11 protein-coding genes and 1 riboswitch are annotated in these 19668 nt (G+C 37.3%); of the genes, 4 read left to right on the top strand and 7 right to left on the bottom strand.

The genetic code is table 11. The annotated features are described in order from the left end of the window. Nucleotides 1-63 precede the first annotated feature (63 nt). Complete coding sequence (locus tag NTHER_RS15395; protein ID WP_012448854.1) at nucleotides 64-2802, bottom strand: HD domain-containing phosphohydrolase; 2739 nt, start codon at nucleotides 2800-2802, stop codon at nucleotides 64-66. Between the two features lie 284 nt (nucleotides 2803-3086). On the opposite strand from NTHER_RS15395, the gene NTHER_RS12380 reads away from it, so the two are divergent. From NTHER_RS12380 to carB, 3 genes are all read left to right on the top strand, one after another. Beyond that, on the top strand, nucleotides 3087-4475 hold the full coding sequence (locus NTHER_RS12380; RefSeq protein WP_012447610.1) for an ISLre2-like element ISNth2 family transposase: 1389 nt from the start codon (nucleotides 3087-3089) through the stop codon (nucleotides 4473-4475). Between the two features lie 517 nt (nucleotides 4476-4992). After that, nucleotides 4993-6192, top strand: coding sequence for a glutamine-hydrolyzing carbamoyl-phosphate synthase small subunit (carA, locus tag NTHER_RS12385; protein ID WP_012448855.1), 1200 nt, complete (start codon nucleotides 4993-4995; stop codon nucleotides 6190-6192). Further along, complete coding sequence (carB, locus tag NTHER_RS12390) at nucleotides 6185-9505, top strand: carbamoyl-phosphate synthase large subunit (RefSeq protein WP_012448856.1); 3321 nt, start codon at nucleotides 6185-6187, stop codon at nucleotides 9503-9505. Before carA ends, carB begins: the two co-directional genes overlap by 8 nt. Before the next feature lie 155 nt (nucleotides 9506-9660). Here the strand turns inward: carB and NTHER_RS12395 are convergent, their stop codons facing one another. The 6 genes from NTHER_RS12395 to NTHER_RS12420 form a co-directional block, all read right to left on the bottom strand. After that, a complete protein-coding gene (locus NTHER_RS12395) occupies nucleotides 9661-10974 on the bottom strand; it encodes a methyl-accepting chemotaxis protein (protein WP_012448857.1) in 1314 nt (437 codons plus the stop codon). Further along, nucleotides 10928-11632 (bottom strand): cache domain-containing protein, encoded by a 705-nt coding sequence (locus tag NTHER_RS12400; protein ID WP_012448858.1) that lies wholly within the window; start codon nucleotides 11630-11632, stop codon nucleotides 10928-10930. Before NTHER_RS12400 ends, NTHER_RS12395 begins: the two co-directional genes overlap by 47 nt. 212 nt (nucleotides 11633-11844) lie before the next feature. Further along, nucleotides 11845-13326, bottom strand: coding sequence for a methyl-accepting chemotaxis protein (locus NTHER_RS12405; protein ID WP_012448859.1), 1482 nt, complete (start codon nucleotides 13324-13326; stop codon nucleotides 11845-11847). After that, nucleotides 13319-15172 carry a sensor domain-containing diguanylate cyclase/phosphohydrolase gene (locus NTHER_RS12410; RefSeq protein ID WP_012448860.1) on the bottom strand — a complete coding sequence of 618 codons (1854 nt, stop codon included), beginning with the start codon at nucleotides 15170-15172 and terminating at the stop codon, nucleotides 13319-13321. Before NTHER_RS12410 ends, NTHER_RS12405 begins: the two co-directional genes overlap by 8 nt. A 223-nt stretch (nucleotides 15173-15395) precedes the next feature. Further along, nucleotides 15396-16361, bottom strand: coding sequence for a hypothetical protein (locus tag NTHER_RS12415; RefSeq protein ID WP_012448861.1), 966 nt, complete (start codon nucleotides 16359-16361; stop codon nucleotides 15396-15398). Beyond that, nucleotides 16361-17041: a glycogen-binding domain-containing protein gene (locus tag NTHER_RS12420; RefSeq protein WP_012448862.1), complete on the bottom strand. Its 681-nt coding sequence runs from the start codon at nucleotides 17039-17041 to the stop codon at nucleotides 16361-16363. The genes NTHER_RS12415 and NTHER_RS12420 overlap by 1 nt, the downstream gene beginning before the upstream one ends. A gap of 85 nt (nucleotides 17042-17126) precedes the next feature. Beyond that, nucleotides 17127-17219: riboswitch (cyclic di-GMP riboswitch) on the bottom strand. 222 nt (nucleotides 17220-17441) lie between these two features. On the opposite strand from NTHER_RS12420, the gene NTHER_RS12425 reads away from it, so the two are divergent. After that, nucleotides 17442-19160, top strand: a complete 1719-nt coding sequence (locus NTHER_RS12425) for a methyl-accepting chemotaxis protein (RefSeq protein ID WP_012448863.1) — start codon at nucleotides 17442-17444, stop codon at nucleotides 19158-19160. The last annotated feature ends 508 nt before the right edge of the window (nucleotides 19161-19668 follow it).

Genomic DNA, 19668 nt, shown 5'->3' on the forward strand with positions numbered 1-19668 from the left:
ATATAATATTCATACGTTCGATACCACTATTATACTGGAAAATTCATGCAAATAAAAGGATTCTTAATTATTTGGATTCACTTCATTTATAAACACTTCAGCCAGATGAGGATCAAATTGGGTTCCTGCTTTTTGTTCAATTTCTTTTAAGGCCTTTTCCGAAGAAATTGCTGCTTGATAAATCCTGCCCCTTGTCATCACATCATAGGCATCTACTATAGATATTATCCTTGCCAAAAGTGGAATTTCTTCACCTTTAAGACCTGAAGGATATCCCTGACCATCCCAACGTTCATGGTGAGTCCCAATTTCTTCTGCTATGTGTACTAGATTTTCGGTAGAGCGTGCAATCCGTTGACCTATTTCTGGATGAGCCTTAATTTTGATCCAATCTTCATTAGTCAATTTTTCGGATTTATTAAAAATTTCCTCAGGAATCACTACTTTCCCAATATCATGTACATAAGCCAGGTCAGCTAATCTCTCTAGCTCTTGTTTGGATAATTTCAAGGCTCTGCCCATTTCCTGGGCTAATTCTGTAACTCGCTTCAAATGGTCACTACATTCATCACTTTTATCTAGTAAGGTGTTAATCAGAGAAGTAATTATATCGCTTTTAGCTTTACTGCTTTCTTGTAATTTGTTTTTGTACATGCGCTCCTCTGCCCTTTTAAAGACCTGCTTAATCGATTGCTCCTTACTTGTTTTAGTAGCTACTCCCAGGGCAAAGGTTTGAAGCTCATAGCGTTTGCATTCATTGTGGATTCTAGATAACACTTGTTGGGCATTGGTATAGCTAGTCTGGGGTAATAAAATGACAAACTCATCCCCTCCCCAACGGCCGATAATATCTTCCTGGCGACAAACCTTCTTTAAAATACCGGCTGCGTTTTCCAGTAGATCATCTCCCCTATCATGGCCAAATGTATCATTGATTAGTTTCAATCCATTAACATCGGCAATAATAATGCTTATTGGAAGTTGTCTCTCCACATCAAGGCGCTCGATTTCTTCTTCCAGATAAGCCCGGTTATACAGCCCAGTCACTCGATCGTAAAAACTCAAGTATCTAATTTTTTCCTCGGCCTGTTTCCGTTCAGTAATATCTACAGCCAACCCGGCATATCTAATCACACGGCCGTTCTCGTCCATAACGGGATTTGACCTGGACCATATCCACCTGACTTCTCCATCGGGACGTACAATGCGGTACTCGCTGTTGAATATTCCCGTTTGCAAAAACTCTTTATATTCCTGTTTAACATGATATTTGTCATCAGGATGAACATATTTAATAAAGGCATCTGCCCGTTGATACAGCTCCTGGCGAGGTCGTTTCCACACAGTTTCATAAGCAGGATTTACATATATCACCTTTTGATTGTCCTTTGAACGCATCCAAAAGACATGATCAATATTTTCTGCCAACTGGCGGAACTTACGTTCACTTTCCTTTAGCTGTAATTCTTTTTTCTTGAGCTCGGTAATATCCCTGACAACAATTATTACAAACTTGACTTTCCCATTGTCTCCAAAAACAGGAGACTTGGTGACTTCAACATAATATTGCTCTCCATTTATTTTGAATTTCTCTTCTTTTATCAAAGGAGTTCCATTATTAAAAACTTGATGACATTCATCCTTCAAAAAATCGGGCAAAAAGTCCTGCATTGAAAACAGATCCTTACCAACTAAATCTCTCTGGCATAAGGATTTACCTGTATATTCTGCGAGTATGTCCCTGTAATGTTTATTTAGTGATACTATTTCCAAATCCCGATTAAGTACACACAAGGGGTCATAAGTAGAATCCAAAATATGTTCAAAATACTGTTTATTTTTTCTCAATTTCTCCGTGGAATGTTTCCGATCCGTAATATCTCTGACAAATTCAACTACCCCTGTAGGATGGTCACTGCCATTTTCAAAAAGGGGATAACTATAAAGTTCGAGCCATTTACCACCCACATCAGTAGTAACTGTTATCTCTTCCTGTTCCATTTCCCCTGTTTCCAGAGCTCGGATTGATGGGCATCTATCACAGGGCTTGTCCCTATCATGATAGGCATGGTAGCATTTTTTACCATTAAAAGGATAATTTTTATAATGCCATTCAGCTATAATACGGTTAGTATAGCGAATGGTCAGATCATTATTCAAAACTGATATGCCATCCTGTATGCTCTCAAAGACCCCATCCAAAAGATCCCAATTTTCTTTTAAGGACTTCTCCGCTTCTGTTCGCATCAGGGTTATACCGACATTTTTGACGTACAGTTCTATCTTTTCAGAGTTATAAATCCTGGCATCTTTAGGCATGGCAAAAAGAATATCGCCAATCACCCGATTATTGTAAAATATAATAATTCCATAAGCAGTCCCTAAATCTAATTCTTTTTCAAGAAGTTGTGATTTTTCTTTTGAAATGATACCAGAAGCTATTTCTTGTAAACTATGATACTCCTCAAGCTGCCAGGCCTGTTGGCTACCGTTTTGCATGTTTTCCAAACGTTTAAAGTTTACATCCCACTTCTGACCTATTAGTTTTGTGTTTAAGATTTCACAGGCTTTAGTTAAAACTTCTTTTGATCCGCTAGCAGCCCTGGTAATACTTTTTTCATTATCTTTTTCGTATGTATTTAAAATCACAGCCCGAGCTCCCGATAGATAATACAGTTCATCTGTTATAAATTGATAATCCACCGTCCCTAGAGGCATTTGATAATTCTTTTCCGCCAGTCTGGATAAACTTTTCATAAATTCTTGTTCACTTTTTTGATTATTTAATCTCTCATTATCCATAATTATGCCTCCTTAGGACAAGCTAGACTCTTAATATTATTACAATTTCTTACAATATAATACTTATATTCCATCCTAAGTCTTTATTCCCATACAATCAATAGTCTGTATTTACCATTTACAAGACGTATTTCACAATTTCAACAAAACTTTTAGGTTATTGTAAAATTACTGTAGGATTTTTTGGAGAAAGCAGGAAGGAAAGGAAGCAAAAAAGAAGAGGAACCTCACATTCTCCGCACGAGAATGAAGTATACCCAAAAAAGTAAGGAGTGAGGTTCCTCATGGAAATAATTCAACTTGTAGAAGAAAAAATCCTTCAAGTTTCAGAAAAAGTGTTAAATGTTTTAGACGGAGAAATAGAGTACGATACATTCACAAAGCTACTAAAAGAAGAGCTAGACGGTTTAGGTAGTGATATTCTTAAAGAAGTACTAGAAGCATTGGATGCCCAAATAAAAGAAAATAGAAGAGATCGTAAAGGTTGGGTCGTAGAAAGGAAAGCTGACCCCAAGAGTATCTTAACCCCATTTGGTGATATGGTATACAACCGAACATATTATAAAAATAAAGAAACAGGTGAATATAAATATCTAGCTGATGAAAAAGCTGGCATAACCTCACATATGCGAGTAGATTCTACTTTAAAATCAGATATAGCTGATGCAGCCACTAAGGTGTCGTATGAGAAAGCGACAGAAGAAGTGAGTAGGTTTAACCAAGACCTAAAATTAAGTAAACAGACAGTAGCCAATACAGTGAAAGAATTTGAATTAGAACCTCTAGAGCAACCAGAAGAAAAGAAAAAAGTATCAAACCTTTACATAGAGGCAGATGAAGATCATTTGTCTATGCAAACTTCGAAGAGATCTGAAACAAAGCTAATTTATGTCCATGAAGGAATAAAAGGTAAAAAACGTAGATCTCTTAAAAATTGTCAACATTTCACAACAATAACTGAATCCCCGGATAAATTTTGGTTAACAGTATGTGACTATATCGAATCACATTATGACACAAAGGACACAAATATTTTCATATCAGGAGATGGGGCTAAATGGATCCGAGTAGGTGAAGAATATATCCCAAATGCGACATATATATTGGATAAATTTCATCTATCCAAATACATAATAGCAGCTACCGGTCATGCCCCAAAGCTAAGGAGACAGATATATAAGAACATTAAAAACCTAGATCAAGAAGCAGTATTTGAAAATTTACAAGAAGCACTTACAAAGGCAGATACAGAAGCTAGACAGAAACGCATAATGGCAACAATTAAATATATTAAAAACAACTGGGATGGCATAGAGGCATCAGTAAACCACCCTGAAGTAGGTTGTAGTGCTGAAGGCCATGTAAGCCATATTTTAGCATCAAGAATGAGTAGTCGACCAATGGCCTGGAGTGAAAAAGGCGCAACTAAAATGGCCGAGATGTTGGCTACAAAAGCTAATGGAAAATCAGTAAAAGAAGCTTACTTATCCACAAAAGGTCGTCAAGAAGCTGAAATAGTTAACCTACAGAACCAAATAAAACAAGAACTAAAAAAACTTACAACTAAAAAGAAACTAGGAAAAGCCAACAATGGCAATGTACCTTTGATGAATGGAAAGTACAACTTAACAAGAACGGCTATAAAAGGGTTGAACAGGAAACAGATTATCTAGGAGAATTAAGGTTTCTTTTTAACCTACAGTGGCTTGACACGATCAACTTTTAGATTTCCTTTGACAAACTTCAGCTTTTAATGTAGACTGATTAAAAATGTAGACACAACCAAATATTCGTATATCCCTTTAAGTTAGTCCTGTGAGGCTAATAAGGGAGTTGGCGAGGGTTCGCCAGAGCTATTGATACCGAATTTAGGCATGACATCAGTTTGTAAAAATAGCCGCTTCGAGTTAAAAGCTGTGACTGTTAGTTGACTTTGGATGATAGATGGCTATTGTGTAACTGTGTCATGGTTTACGAATTTACGGTATCGTACTTGTAACATAATCATGATTCGGCCCAAATAAAGCCCTCAACCGCTTCCTATTAGCTGATACAGGCAAAGCTATAGGAAGCTTTTTATTGTCTTACAGATTTAATATCTGTGTTTATAGGAACAATAACTAAAGACTAAAAAATCAATGTGTCATTGAAGACTATCACAATTGAGGATTATCACAAGGGGGAATTTACATGCCGGATAAACTGATACTGGAAGATGGTACTGAATTTGAAGGAACGGTTGTTGGCCACAAAGTTACTGTTTCTGGGGAAGTAGTATTTACTACCGGAATGACAGGTTATCAAGAAGTCCTGACTGACCCATCTTACTGCAATCAGATAGTTACCTTTACCTATCCCTTAATTGGAAATCAGGGAGTTAACAAACAGGATTTCGAATCGAAAAGGCCGTATTTAAAGGGAATTGTCACCAAGGAAATTTGTGAACACCCGAGTAACTGGCAGTCAGAACTTCCATTAGCAGAGTATCTCAGAAATTGTAAAGTCACAGCAATTACCGGAGTCGACACCAGAAAAGTGACAAAACACATTAGAGAAAAGGGTACCATGAAAGCTTGGATTATCTGTGAAGATAATTCCCATGAATCTGTTAACAACGATTCTAGTCATTATGAAATCCAAGAAACCAACCTGGTTGAACAGGTTTCTACCCAAGAACCTTACGTACTGCCAGGAAACAACTACCGCATAGCCCTCCTCGATCTGGGGGTCAGGCATAGTCTACTAAAAGCTCTTAACAACCTAGGAGCAACCGTCATAGTCCTCCCCCATGACACTCCACCAGAAGACATTCTCAGTTACGCTCCCCAGGGAATTGTACTATCCAATGGGCCAGGAGACCCCCAAGAAATAATGGAACTGACAGATACCATCAACGAGGTCTTGAAACACCAAATTCCTCTCATGGGAGTCTGTCTAGGACATCAACTCCTAGGACTCACTCTTGGTTATGAGTCACTCAAAATGAAATTTGGCCATAGAGGGATAAACCATCCCGTAAAAAACCTGGAAACAGATACGGTTAATATCACTTCTCAAAACCACGGTTATGTCATATCAAGTGAAACAGTCCCAGCTAACACGGAAATCACTCATATCAACTTAAATGACCAGACAGTTGAAGGAATTAAACACAAACAATTACCTGTTTTCTCCGTCCAATTCCACCCCGAGGCGGGGTTATTAGACTTGGGAGACCAGCAAGAGAAAGCTGAACTTTCCATAGATAAATTTATGAAACTGGTCCAAGACTATCAAAGTCGCAAATATTTAGGCCACAAGTATTTAGAAAGTGACATCTCTAGTGCTAGCCAAATTAATCAAGGTGATGACGCTAATCACACTGACAAGGGGGAACAGTCTCATGCCTAAAAGAAATGATTTAAATAAAGTCTTAATAATCGGATCAGGCCCCATAATAATTGGCCAGGCTGTAGAGTTTGATTATGCCGGAACCCAGGCCTGCAGTGTCTTAAGAGAAGAAGGTATAGAAGTCGTTCTGGTAAATTCCAATCCAGCCACCATTATGACGGATACCAACATGGCCGACAAAGTTTATCTGGAACCTTTAGAAAAAGACTACATTATCAAAATCATTGAAAAAGAGCGCCCCGACGGCTTAATTGCCACTATGGGGGGACAGGTTGGTCTAAACCTGGCCATGGAATTAGTAGACAGTGGCATTTTAGATAAATACGAAGTAGATCTCTTGGGAACCACCATGAGTTCCATTAAAAAAGCTGAAGATAGAGATGTGTTTAAAACTACTATGAACGATATCGGAGAACCCATTCCTGAAAGTAAAATTGTCTCTACAGTAGATCAAGCCAAAGATTTTGCAAAGAATATTGGATATCCGGTAATAGTTAGACCAGCTTACACCCTGGGAGGCACGGGTGGCGGTGTTGCCCAAAATGAACAACAACTCAGCCAAATTGCCAGTAACGGTATCAGAAGTTCCTTAATCAATCAAATTTTGGTTGAACGCTGTGTTATTGGATGGAAAGAAGTAGAATACGAAGTCATGAGGGATAAAAAAGGGAATTGTATAACTATCTGTAATATGGAAAATATGGATCCTGTAGGTGTCCACACCGGTGACAGCATAGTGGCTGCTCCTTCCCAGACTTTAACCAATCAAGAACATCAAATGCTTCGCCAGGCAGCCCTAAAAATTATAGGTGAATTACAAATTGAAGGTGGCTGCAATATCCAGTTTGCCCTAGACCCCCACAGCAATGATTACTACGTTATCGAAGTAAATCCTAGGGTAAGCAGGTCCAGTGCCTTGGCTTCTAAAGCTACAGGTTACCCTATCGCTCGAGTGGCCTCTAAAATAGCCATTGGTTATAGCTTAGACGAAATCTACAATCAGGTAACAGGAAAAACCTCGGCATGTTTCGAACCTTCCCTGGATTACGTGGTCTTAAAACTGCCTCGCTTTCCCTTTGATAAGTTTGACCTGGCCGACAGGCAACTGGGAACCCAAATGAAAGCAACGGGAGAGGTCATGTCAATTGGGAGAAATTTTGAAAATGCTTTCTTAAAAGCCCTCCGCTCCCTTGAAATTGATTTGGACGATCTACATCAAAGCATTCAAGAAGTAGACAAAGAACTTAGACAAGAAGAGATTTTAAAGCAACTCGGAAAACAAACCGATGAAAGGATGTTCTGGCTATTACAAGCCATTAGAAAGCAAATTTCATTACAAGATATACACGATTTGACTTCAATTGATATGTTCTTTTTACAAAAGTTAAAAAACATCGTGTCTTACGAATTGGAATTCTCCCAGTTAGAGAGTCAATTCAAAGCAGAATCAGATGAAAAAAATGTTGAAGAAATAGAAGAAAAGTTGGTAGAAAAAAAGATTTCGAGCTCGAACCAGCAGCTACAACTCCTATCAGAAGCCAAGGAAGCTGGACTTTCAGATACCATGATCAGCGCAAGTACAGGTTTAACTGAAGAACAGATTAAAAATATCAGGTTGCAACACAATATTACACCTGCATATAAAATGGTGGACACTTGTGCAGGAGAGTTTGAAGCCAATACCCCTTATTACTACTCGGCTTATAATGAAGAAAATGAAGCTATACCTCCTTCTGAACCGACCCACGACAAACGAGTACTGGTCTTAGGAGCAGGCCCTATCCGAATCGGCCAGGGTGTAGAATTTGATTACTGTTCCGTTCATTCCGTCATGGCCTTAAAGGATTTGGGTTACGAATCCCTTATCATCAATAATAACCCGGAAACAGTCAGTACTGATTTCAATATTTCAGATAGACTTTACTTTGAACCCTTGTTCACTGAAGATGTAAATAGCGTCATTGCCCAGGAAAAGCCCCAGGGAGTTATCACCCAATTTGGAGGTCAAACAGCAGTTAATCTGGCTAGACCTTTAGCAAATGACGGTGCTGAAGTTTTAGGAACAAGTGTTTCAGATATGGATAGGGCAGAAAACAGAGATAAATTTGATCAGCTTCTGAATAAACTGGGAATTGACCGACCTAAAGGTAAAACGGCAACTTCTACCAAAGAAGCAAAAGAAATAGCTGATGAACTAGGATATCCCCTAGTAGTAAGGCCTTCTTATGTCCTGGGTGGTCGAGCCATGGAAGTGGTTTACACCCCCGAAGATCTGGAAACTTATATGACCTGGGCTGTAGAAGTTTCACCAGAGTATCCAGTGTTAATAGATCAATTCCTCCAAGGCATGGAAATTGAAATCGATGCTGTGTGTGACGGTCAAGACGTAATCATCCCAGGTATCATGGAACATATCGAGCGTGCAGGTGTACACTCCGGTGACAGTATGGCCATGTTCCCTGCCAAGTCCCTGGATGAGATCACTCGGGATAAAATCGTCAGCTACACCGAAGCTCTAGCAAAAGGATTGAATATTAAAGGAATTATTAACATTCAATATGTGGTATACAACGGAAAAGTTTACGTCATCGAAGTAAACCCCAGAGCCTCCAGAACTGTCCCCTTTATCAGCAAAATCACGGGAATACCCATGGTTAAAATAGCTACCAAGGCCATGATGGGACAAAGTTTCCAAGATCAAGGCTATAAACCCGGCTTAATGCCTGAACCTGATTACTATGCAGTGAAAGCTCCTGTATTTTCCTTTGCCAAGCTAACCAGAGTTGATACCAGCCTGGGACCTGAAATGAAATCTACTGGTGAAGTTATGGGAATTGACTACGATTTGAACACCGCATTGTATAAAGCCATGCTGGCCAGTGGATTCAGTATCAACCTGAACGGCGGTGTCTTAGTAACAGTAGCCGATCGAGATAAAGAAGCAGTTCGTCCCCTAGTAGAGAGATTTCAAAAGCTGGGCTTAAAAATCTTTGCCACTTCTGGAACTGCAGAGTTTTTACGCAACCAGGGAATAGATGTAGAACAGGTTCCCAAAATAGTTGATGAAAGCCCCAATATTATTGACTTAATTAGAGAAGGACAAATAAACTACGTAATCAACACCTTTACAATCGGCAAAGAACCAGCCAGGGATGGTTTTAAAATCAGAAGGGCAGCTGTGGAAAACGGAATTCCCTGTCTCACCTCCCTGGATACAGCCAGTGCGCTATTGACAGCCATGGAATCCCTGGATAGAGGCGAATCTAAACAAGTTAAGTCCCTGCAAGATTATCTAAAAGAATTATCTAACTAAAACACCCTAAACACAAAAGCCCCGGGAAGCATATCAATAAGAGCTATTAGCTACATGTGATATGCCCCGGGGCTTATCTTAATGTCTTAAATCCAGTTCATCCTGTGTGAACCTCTCATAACTAAAGGCACGAGAGTGCGTGACGAATTCTCCAATTAGTATTTAAATTTAGAGGCTTCTTCTTGCATTTCCTGGGCTAACTTGGATAAATGCTCACTAGAACGAGCTATTTCTTCCATGGACGCCGTCTGTTCCTCAACCGATGAAGATATCTCTTCAGTACTGGAGGAATTCTCCTGAGCTATAGCCGATAAACTCTGAAGAGTATCTATGATTTCTTGTTTCTTTTCCTGCATCTGTGACCCGGTTTCATTTAAACTTTCAACAACTTGTCTAACCTTTTCGATACCCTCTGCAATTCCTTCAAATTTTGCATCGGCTGCTTTCACGTATTCGGTCTGTTCTTTGACTGTTCCACTAACTTCATCCATTGTTTTAACGGCAGTATTAGATTTATCCATTAAATCGGCAACTATTTGTGAAATCTCCTCTGAATATTTATTGGAGTTCTCCGCCAGGTTCCTGATTTCATTGGCCACCACGGAAAAACCTGATCCTGCTTCACCCGCCCTGGCTGCTTCAATACTGGCATTTAATGCCAGTAAATTGGTCTGTTCTGCAATATCTCTAATGGTATTACTGGCTTTTTCAATGTTATCGGCGCTATTTTTAGTTTCATTGATGATTCTAGCTATGTTTTGTGCTGAAGAATTACTCTCTTCAGTCTTGCTTGTCAACTGTTCAACGGCTTGTGAACCCTGATTTTTCAATTCAGTTACTTCTTCAACAACTTCATTTAACTGCCTGACATGGGCTTGTTCTTTCTCCACAATTTTGCCCAATTCCTCAGTACTGGCCGAAGCCTGTTCTGTACTTTCAGCCTGATTACTTGCTCCACTGGCAATATCTTCAACTGCCCGGGAAACTTCATTGGCAGCATTGGTATTTTCTGAGCTGTTAGCAGTTAATTCTTGAGAGGAAGAAGCCACTTGTTCTGATTTTTGTTCAATTCCCTGAAGTAATTCTGCTACATTTTGTCGCATACCTGTCACGGCTCTGGTTATATCGCCAATCTCGTCGCCTCTCTTTAGATATTTCATTGATTCAGCATCATCATTATAGGTGAAATCATAGTCACCTAATCGGCTAATAAGCTCTGTAAGTTCTGCAATTGGTTTTCCAGCTACCCTATTGACAAAATAAGACATTATTAAAGCTATTAGTACTGTTAATATCAGAGCAGTCATTATTACGGCCTGAGTGAACTCAACATCCCCTAAAACAGCTTCATGGGGAACATCATAAAATAAAACCCAGTCCAATTCTTCAAGATACAAACTGCCTAGATAATGATCATCTGTGTCAATGACCTTGTCTTTTTCTTCCCATACTCTTCTCCAAATAATCATCAACTAACGTCTCTATTCTATCATTATTAGATTCTCCTTCTGTACCAGCAGCTATAGTTCCACCTCTATCAACAATATATACAGAGCCAACATACTCTTCACTGATTTCACGTATGTACTCAGATAAAAATCCTAAATTAATATCAGCTCCTACAACACTGTCTTCTAAAGGATATGACACTGTCACGGTATAGTCTCCACTTCCAGCATCTTCATATGGTTCTGTTATGAAAGTTTCACCATCTTGCATAGCCCCTTCGTACCAGACCCTTTCTCTTGGGTCGTAATCTTCTCCTAAATCCTGTTCTGGTTCTATTAACATTTCCCCATCTTCTGATCCTACATAAACATTCATAATATGTTCATAATTATCCATATCCAAAATATTGCTATACATATTTCTTAATTCTTGTTCATCATAATCTATTTCTGTTTGTGAGTTGGCAAGACTTTCTACCAAAATTGCTGTTTCATCAACTACTTCCATTATTTCTTCATTTGCTAAATGAACTTGACTTTCTATTTCACCTCTAACATACCCTCTCAAAGATGGAAGTGTATTAGTCACAACTACAAAAGATAGACCTATTATAGGAATCATAATCCCTATAATAAACATCATAAACAACTTATGACTAAGTTTCAACTTTTTTAACACAACGGTCCCCCCATTCCTTTATGAAATTTGTCTAAATTTGTCTAAATTAAGAAGTGAATTGATTATACCATAAAAACCCAATTAATAACAAATATTGTTTTTACAAAAAACAGGCTTCTGATCAAATAGAAGCCTGTTTGCTAGTTTAGACACTTATTAATTTCACAAGTTCAATTAAATTTTAGTTAATAGATATAATTTTTAATTACTTTTCACTTAACATCCATACTTTTTGACAACTGGGATAGATCTGATATGACTGCTTCTAGATTTTGAATATCATCTTTAATGTTTTCCACATTACTTGCCTGTTCCTGGGTAGATGCATTGATTTCTTCGGTATTTGAAGATGTTTGCTCTAAAGTTGAACTAATATTGTCCATAGAAGCTTCAACTTCTTCTATTGACGCCGATTGCTCCTCTGCACTTGATGCCACACTCTGAATTTCTATATCTAGTTCATGGATTGAATTAACCACTTCCTCCATTTTCTCTTTAACACTTTGAGATAGATCCAAAGCCTTATTTACTGGCTCTTCAGCACTTTCAGTGGCTTCTTTGGCCTCATGGGAGTTTTGAACAATTTCATTGGTTATTTCTCTAATTTCGTCAGTGGCCTGTGCTGATTGTTCAGCCAGTTTTCTGATTTCATCGGCAACCACACCAAAGCCTTTGCCATCTTCACCGGCTCTGGCCGCTTCAATTGATGCATTCAGTGATAATAGATTGGTTTGCTCGGAAATTTCATCAATCTTATCAACAAATTCTCTAACCTTATCAATTGAATCCACAGTTTTTTGAGTTTTCTCTAAAGTAGCTTCTCTTCCCTGGTTAACCACCTGCATTTGGTTAAAAGTTTCTTCCGCATAGCTTTTAGAAGTCTCTACATTTGATCTTACGGTCGAACTTTTATCGGCAATGGTTTCCGACGATTCCGCCACACTCTGAGCAGACTTAGATATATCTTCAACTGCTTTTTTGGTTTCGCTAATTGTACTAGCATTTTCTTGGGCTCCCTGGGCTACCTCATCAATACCAGAACTCACTTCACCCATGGCAGTTGAAACATCACTTATGTAGCTATTAACTTTTTGAGAAATTTCTTGGGCACTATCGCTTGTGTTATCAATTTTTTCTACCACCCTAGTTAAGTCTTCAGTTTTTTCCTGTTGGCTTTTAACAGCTATGTCAAGTTCACTTTTAGATTCGCTGGCAATTTTAGTGACAAAAAATATTCCTATTAGAAACGCTACCATAGTTAGTATAGCAGTTATTAATTCTGCCGATGTTTGCGTATTATATTGATTGTAAAAGTAATAGAAAATCAATATTACTGCAGATAAAGTACCAGAAATTAAAGCATACTTCCTATCTTGATATACAACAGCTATTAATAATACCGGACACAAGGTCATAAAAGTAATACTGTATAAGCCAAAATAATTTGTAATTACATACAAAGCTAAAATTCCTATCAAGGCAATATATCTTATATATAAGTCGTTACTATTTAAAAAAAACCTGATACCCACTATAACTAAAGTTATTAATGTTACTCCAATTAATATAATTATTTCTTCATTACTCCGATCACCCTCAAAGTATGAAGCCACATGTCCCATGATGTAAAATGTTGAAAAAACAACTACCAAAACCACTGTGAATAAATTAGCTTTCTTGTCTAAATTATTCATTAATGTTACCCCCCCTCAATAGCTCTAGAAATATTTCAACCAATTTTGGATCAAACTGAGTTCCCGCACATCGCTTAAATTCAGCGACAATTTCTTTTTCACCCATTGGCTCTTTGTAAGGCCTACCATTACTCATCACTTCATAAGCATCGGCAATGGCAGCAATTCTGGCCAGAAGGGGGATCTCCTCCCCTGATAATCCCCTGGGATAACCTGAACCATCCCAGTGTTCATGATGGGACAGGATTTCTTCGGCAACATGAGCAAATTCTTCAGTAGCTATAGCAATTCTGTAACCTATCTCGGGATGTTTTTTCATGATTGTCCACTCGTCTTCATTTAATGTCCCATTTTTAGTAAGCACTTCTTCAGGGATATTGATTTTACCGATATCGTGGAGGGTTATCAAAAGGTTTAGCCGGTTCAGTTCTGAATGAGATAAACCAATTTGTTTGCCAATTTCTCGTGCCATCATCAACATGCGCCGGGCATGGCTTTCTGTTTCAAAGCTCTTGGCTTCTAAGGCTTTTAAGAGGGCATTCACAACATCGCTTCGGGCACTTCGGCTCTCGGCCAGTTTTAACTTGTACATATCATTTTCTGCCCTAGTAAGAACTTCCATCATGTCCTCCTGAATACTCTCTTTAGTTGCCGTACCCACTGCCAGAGAGAGGGGGATGTTTTTCACATAAGTACCCTTGCATTTATAATTTATTACCTTACATATGTCCCTAGCTTCTTCATCCGTAATATCCGGGAGTAGGATTACAAACTCATCTCCTCCCCACCTGGCAATTTCAGCTTTTTTACGAGATGATTCATCACATGATTCATGCAAAATCTGAGCTACCTTTAGTAACATTTCATCACCAACATGATGGCCGTAAGAATCATTAATCATTTTAAGTCCATTTAAATCTGCCATTATCACACTAATAGGGAAATAACTGCTACTTCCTTTTCGGGTTTCACCATCCAAGCGAGTTAGTTCACCTTCTAAATAAGCACGATTATACAGTCCAGTTAAACTATCGTGAAAACTTAAGTACTGAATTTTTTCATCCTTATTTCTGCGTACAGTAACATCTCGGGCTACTGACTGAAATTCAACTAGCTCACCCATGTCATTAAAAATAGGGCAATCAATCCAGTGCTGCCAATAAGCTTTCCCATCGGCACCGGTAACCTGATGTTCGTATGAAAGAACCCTGGGGTTATTCGTAAGGTTTTGATATTTTTGCCAAACTTTATCTCTTTCCTGCTCAGGGACAAACTCTATCCACTTTTTTCCCAGCAAATCATGTTTTGTCTGACCAAAAAAATTACAATAAGATTTGTTAACAAAGGTTAAAGTGGTATCAGGAAGCCACCTGCACACCAGCTCTAACTGCTCTTCTATTAAAGCCTGATACCTAGCCTTTTCCCGAAGAAGCTTGTCCTCTGCCCGTTTTTGCTTACTAATATCTATAAAAGAACCCACTAATTTTAAAGGCTTGCCCTGCTCATCCTCAACTAAAGAGGCAGACAAGTGAACATCAAACAATTCTCCATCTTTTTTTCGGGCAATCAATTCGCCAACCCAAGTCCCCTTTTCAAAAAGCTCATCCAAAATCTTTTGGGTTTTGTCAATGTTTTTCCAAAACTCCAGAGCGGACCGGCCTAAAATTTCTTGTTCTTCTTCATACCCCCACAAATCTAAAAAGGATTGATTGACATAAGTGATATATCCTTCCAAATCCGTAAAGGCAATGGCATTAATGGACGAATTTATAGCCTGTTCTTTTACTTTCAATTCTTTATTTATGTGGTCAGTAATTCTATTAACATCGCTTTTTAAGTCGTTCATATACTAAGCCCCCCCCCACGTATAAATCTTACTAAATCAATAATTTTTTGTTAAAATTTGTCGAAAATTCCCATAAATTTATTATAACATTTATTTTCTAAAATATTAATACTTGTTAATATTCTTACTAAAGTTTAAATTAGCATCATACAGTCAAAAAAAAACCTGACCCGAATAATCCGAATCAGGTTGAACAATATTGGTTAAAATCATAAGATATCAATCAAGCTTTTTGTGACAAGAAAGAGCCGCCTATATTTCCCGAGACTATTTGATAGACATCTTCAGCTCCTTGCTGAATATTTGAAGCAAATTCCTGTCCACCAGAAACCATTTCCTCTTTGATTGTTGAAGCAGTTTGGGTTATATCTTCTCCAATAGAAACTGTATTTTCTTTAACATTTTCCCCTTCGTTTCTAACTATCTCGTAATTACTTTCAATATCCTCAATATGATTCTCTATTTCGGCATGTCCACTGCTAATTGTATCAGGAATTCTATTAAATGGTTCTTTAACTTCTGAAAACTCTTGGAATCCTTGGTAAACCCCGACGGCTCTATCTACAACACCATCCCCCTCTTTAAAGCCTTCTGCCACATGATTTACTCCTCGAGCTACGGCTCCTGCAGTTTTGGCAACATCTTTACCAACAGTAACTGCAGTTTCTACCCCCGTTGAAGCTATATCTCTAGCTGAACTTCTCATTTCACCAGCAACATCTCGTATTTCTGTAGCACTTTCCCTTATCTCATCATAACTGTGTTCAACTTGTTCTGCTGTCTTATTTACTTCAGTTTTAACATTGTCTCTAGTTTCCTGAATAGTTTCTGTAACTTCTTGCGTTGTTTCCTGAACAGTTTCTCCAATTTGAACTATGCCATCTTTAACCTGTTCTCCTACCGATACTGCTGTTTTTACAGTTTCTCTAGCAGTATCAGCAGCTGTTTCAACCCCTTCTCTAACACGAGTAGTAATTGTATCGATAACTCCTTTGTCTTCTTGATTAGTCTTCGTATCTTTAGTTTCTACCTCTTCTTGTGTTTTTTGAATTTCTTTTGCTTGTGTATTTTGCTGATCATCAACCTGTTTATCTGTTGATTTTGATTCTTGAGTTTGTTGGGGCTGGATTGATTGAATTCTCTCTGTAACTAACCCTGTTAACCTACCTCCTCCTTCAATAATAGTCATTAAACATCCCCCCTTATAGAATAATAACCTTTTTCTAATAATTGAAATTTATCTTCTAAAATAAATGCTCCATCCACAAACAATTTTAAAGTCCATAACCCGCAGGGTAGTTGATGCTTTGAATTTCTCAAATCTAACCAAAACCACAACATCTTTGTTTGAGTTTCTTTAGAATTAGTTTCAATAAGATAGTTTTCACTAACTTGAAATAAATTTCCTTGAGGTGTATACCATGCTGTAGTAATCGAATGAAGTCCAGTAACTTGTGTAAACAAAAACCTGGCAACAATTTTTTGATCCAAAAATCTATCATACTGCCTTTTATGATTCTTTATTGGTTTTTCGGACATTACTGAGGATAATTTATACTCTTCAATATGGACACTATATTTTTGGTTATTGTACAACCTTTCCCCTCGTTCATTGATTATTATGACTGACCAAATCTGATCATCGTTGTCTAGCATATAAATATTAGCTTTAGGATCATTAAGTCTCAAATTTCCATTTATTAAAAAGGCATACAAATGTTCACCCGGTGGCAGTTTTATCGTTTTTAACCAACAGTCTTTATCTTCTTCCATTAGCAAACTATTTTGATATTTAGTGAAATTTCCGATTATTTCAACATATTCTATCGGAATATTGGGATCTTTATCTAAACTTAAAGTAACTTCCACATTATCACTTCCTTAGAATTACTTCTTTGAGAGTTTAGGTTAAAAAAAGCTACTTCACGAAGAAGTAGCTTCTGCTTACTTCTTCCTTGGCAACCCGACTGTCTTTTATTGACGTTTTGTCAACAAAAGACTCGTGGCTTTGCGCCCCCACCTCACGGCAGGTTTGCCATTTTCAAGAAAGAATTATAGTATTTTAAATTAAAATATTGTAATATTGGTTCTGTTATTATTAACTTTCTAGTTAAATAGACAAAATCCTTTAGGACTATTGTATTATTTTTCCACACTACTCTATAAAACATAAGAGAAAAGTTTTATAGAAATAATTTTAAAGTTAAAGTACAATATTACCAGACAATATTAGACAATATATACCAAATTATAAGGAGGGAGGAAAAATATGAAAAAGTTAGTCCAAAGAAGTATTAAGAACAGGTTAATATCAGGAGTCGTAGCCTTGACAATTATTATGGTAGTTGCCCTAATACTATTAAATAACTATACTATCGAAGATATAGTAGAAACCACAGTTAATGATAAATTAGAGGGAGACCATGAGATGGGACTAAGAGTCGTTGAAAACAACTTTAGCGGAAATTGGCATATATTAGGAGACGAATTATATAAAGGAAATGTAACTGCAGATGAAATGACAGGAACTTTAGATAATATCCAAGAAAGTACCGGATCTGTAGCAACTATTTTCAAAGGTGACACCAGTGTGGCTAGTAATCTTACAGATAGTGAAGGAGAAAGGGCAATCGGAACTCAAGTTGATGAAGAAGTATCCCAGACTGTTTTGGAAGAAGGAGAACGGTTTACTGGTCAAATAGAAATTTTAGGAACCCCCCATGAAGTTATGTATTCTCCTATAGAAAATCCCGAAGGTGAAGAAATCGGTATTTGGTTCACAGGTGTGCCCATTGATGATGTCAATAACTTGATCAATCAAGGAAATATGAGTTTTATTTTTTTCTCTTCCATAATAATTATTATCGCCTTAATACTCTTTTATATTGCAATCAATAAAATTGTTAAGCCAATTAAAGGGTTGACCTCTTTGTTAGATAAATTTTCCACATTAGATTTATCATCAAGTGAAGAAGATAATACTAATAGTTATTTAAAACGTTCAGATGAAATAGGTAAAATGGCTAAAGCCATGATGAACATGCAAGAAGCAGTTGTACAGTTGATTAAAAATATTAATGATAAATCAAACCAGGTCACTTCCTCGGCAGAGGAATTAAGTGCAAACGCCGAAGAAAATACCAGTGCAGCTAATGAAGTTTCAAAGGCAGTAGAAGAAATTGCTCAAGGTGCCACCAGCCAAGCCGAGAAAACAGATCAAAGCTCTAATGTTACTGAAGAACTTGGAAAAATCATTGAAAAAGAACAGAGCTGTGTAGATAGTTTAAATCAAGCTATTGAAGAAGTAACCAATAAAAAAGAAGAGGGTACTGAAGCAGTTAAAAACTTGCACGAAAAAACAAATGAGACTAACAGTGCCATCAAAGAAATCACAGAAGTAATTGAAAAAACTCACTCAAGAACCCAAGAGATTAAAGAAGCAAGTAGTCACATAACAGATATAGCTGAGCAAACAAACTTATTAGCCCTTAACGCCAGTATTGAAGCTGCTCGGGCAGGCGAGCATGGACAAGGTTTTGCAGTGGTAGCTAACGAAATTAGACAACTTGCAGAAAAGTCAAATGAATACTCAGAAAATATCTTGAACAATATCGATGGGTTAAATAAACAGGCAAATGATGCAGTTAAAACAATGGAAAATGTAAAGCAAATAATAAAAGAACAAAGTGTTTATGTGGAAGAAACCGGTTCCAAGTTCGATGGAATTTCTAATGCCATAGAAGGAGTAGAAAGTCAGTTATCCGAACTCAATGAATTTGGAAAAGAAATGAATAATAAGAAACAAGAGATTATAAACGCACTACAAGACCTGTCTTCAATAGCTGAAGAAAACTCATCAAGTACTGAAGAAATTTCATCAACTGTGGAAGAACAAACTGCAAGTATGGATGAAATCGCTTCAGCCAGTGAACAATTGACAAAATTAGCTGAAGAAATGCAAGAAGAAATAAATAAGTTTTCGTATTAATAAGACTCATATTGCGATATTGACGGTCTTTTCTCCGTGCTCCGATTTTATGTGTGCCGTAGGAATAAGAATGATGACACTTACATTTAATTGGGCTGTTCAAAGTTAATTGAACAGCCCAATCTACATAAAAGGCTACAAACCCTTAACAAACATTTAAATATGTTAATAAATTAGATTATGTTCCTAGACTTATTCAGAATGGGAGTGCACATAATTTTGTGTAAATAATTAACATTATCATTAAAAACAAAGCAATTCCGATTAATATAATATGCGTTTTGTTAATTTTTTCTTATTTAGATAACTATTTATTAAATTCGACATCTTAAAATGCCTCCTTTTTATAAGTAGATTCGTTTTTACCTGGCACTATAATAAGTCCGCACTAATTTTCTTTTAGTACGGACTTATTGCTCTTAAAATTCCTTTTCTCTGTTGTAACTCATTGATTTATACAAGTTATACCAAGTTAATCAACTGTATACGCTAATTAAATGTAATTCGC

This window comes from Natranaerobius thermophilus JW/NM-WN-LF (assembly GCF_000020005.1).
GTDB classification, from domain to species: Bacteria; Bacillota; Natranaerobiia; order Natranaerobiales; family Natranaerobiaceae; genus Natranaerobius; species Natranaerobius thermophilus.

Excerpts from the sequence above, each read along its gene's own strand:
- NTHER_RS15395 (WP_012448854.1), bottom strand. The coding sequence starts at position 2,802 with ATGGATAATGAGAGATTAAATAATCAAAAAAGTGAACAAGAATTTATG.
- NTHER_RS12380 (WP_012447610.1), top strand. The coding sequence starts at position 3,087 with ATGGAAATAATTCAACTTGTAGAAGAAAAAATCCTTCAAGTTTCAGAA.
- carA (WP_012448855.1), top strand. The coding sequence starts at position 4,993 with ATGCCGGATAAACTGATACTGGAAGATGGTACTGAATTTGAAGGAACG.
- carB (WP_012448856.1), top strand. The coding sequence starts at position 6,185 with ATGCCTAAAAGAAATGATTTAAATAAAGTCTTAATAATCGGATCAGGC.
- NTHER_RS12395 (WP_012448857.1), bottom strand. The coding sequence starts at position 10,974 with ATGATTATTTGGAGAAGAGTATGGGAAGAAAAAGACAAGGTCATTGAC.
- NTHER_RS12405 (WP_012448859.1), bottom strand. The coding sequence starts at position 13,326 with ATGAATAATTTAGACAAGAAAGCTAATTTATTCACAGTGGTTTTGGTA.
- NTHER_RS12410 (WP_012448860.1), bottom strand. The coding sequence starts at position 15,172 with ATGAACGACTTAAAAAGCGATGTTAATAGAATTACTGACCACATAAAT.
- NTHER_RS12415 (WP_012448861.1), bottom strand. The coding sequence starts at position 16,361 with ATGACTATTATTGAAGGAGGAGGTAGGTTAACAGGGTTAGTTACAGAG.
- NTHER_RS12425 (WP_012448863.1), top strand. The coding sequence starts at position 17,442 with ATGAAAAAGTTAGTCCAAAGAAGTATTAAGAACAGGTTAATATCAGGA.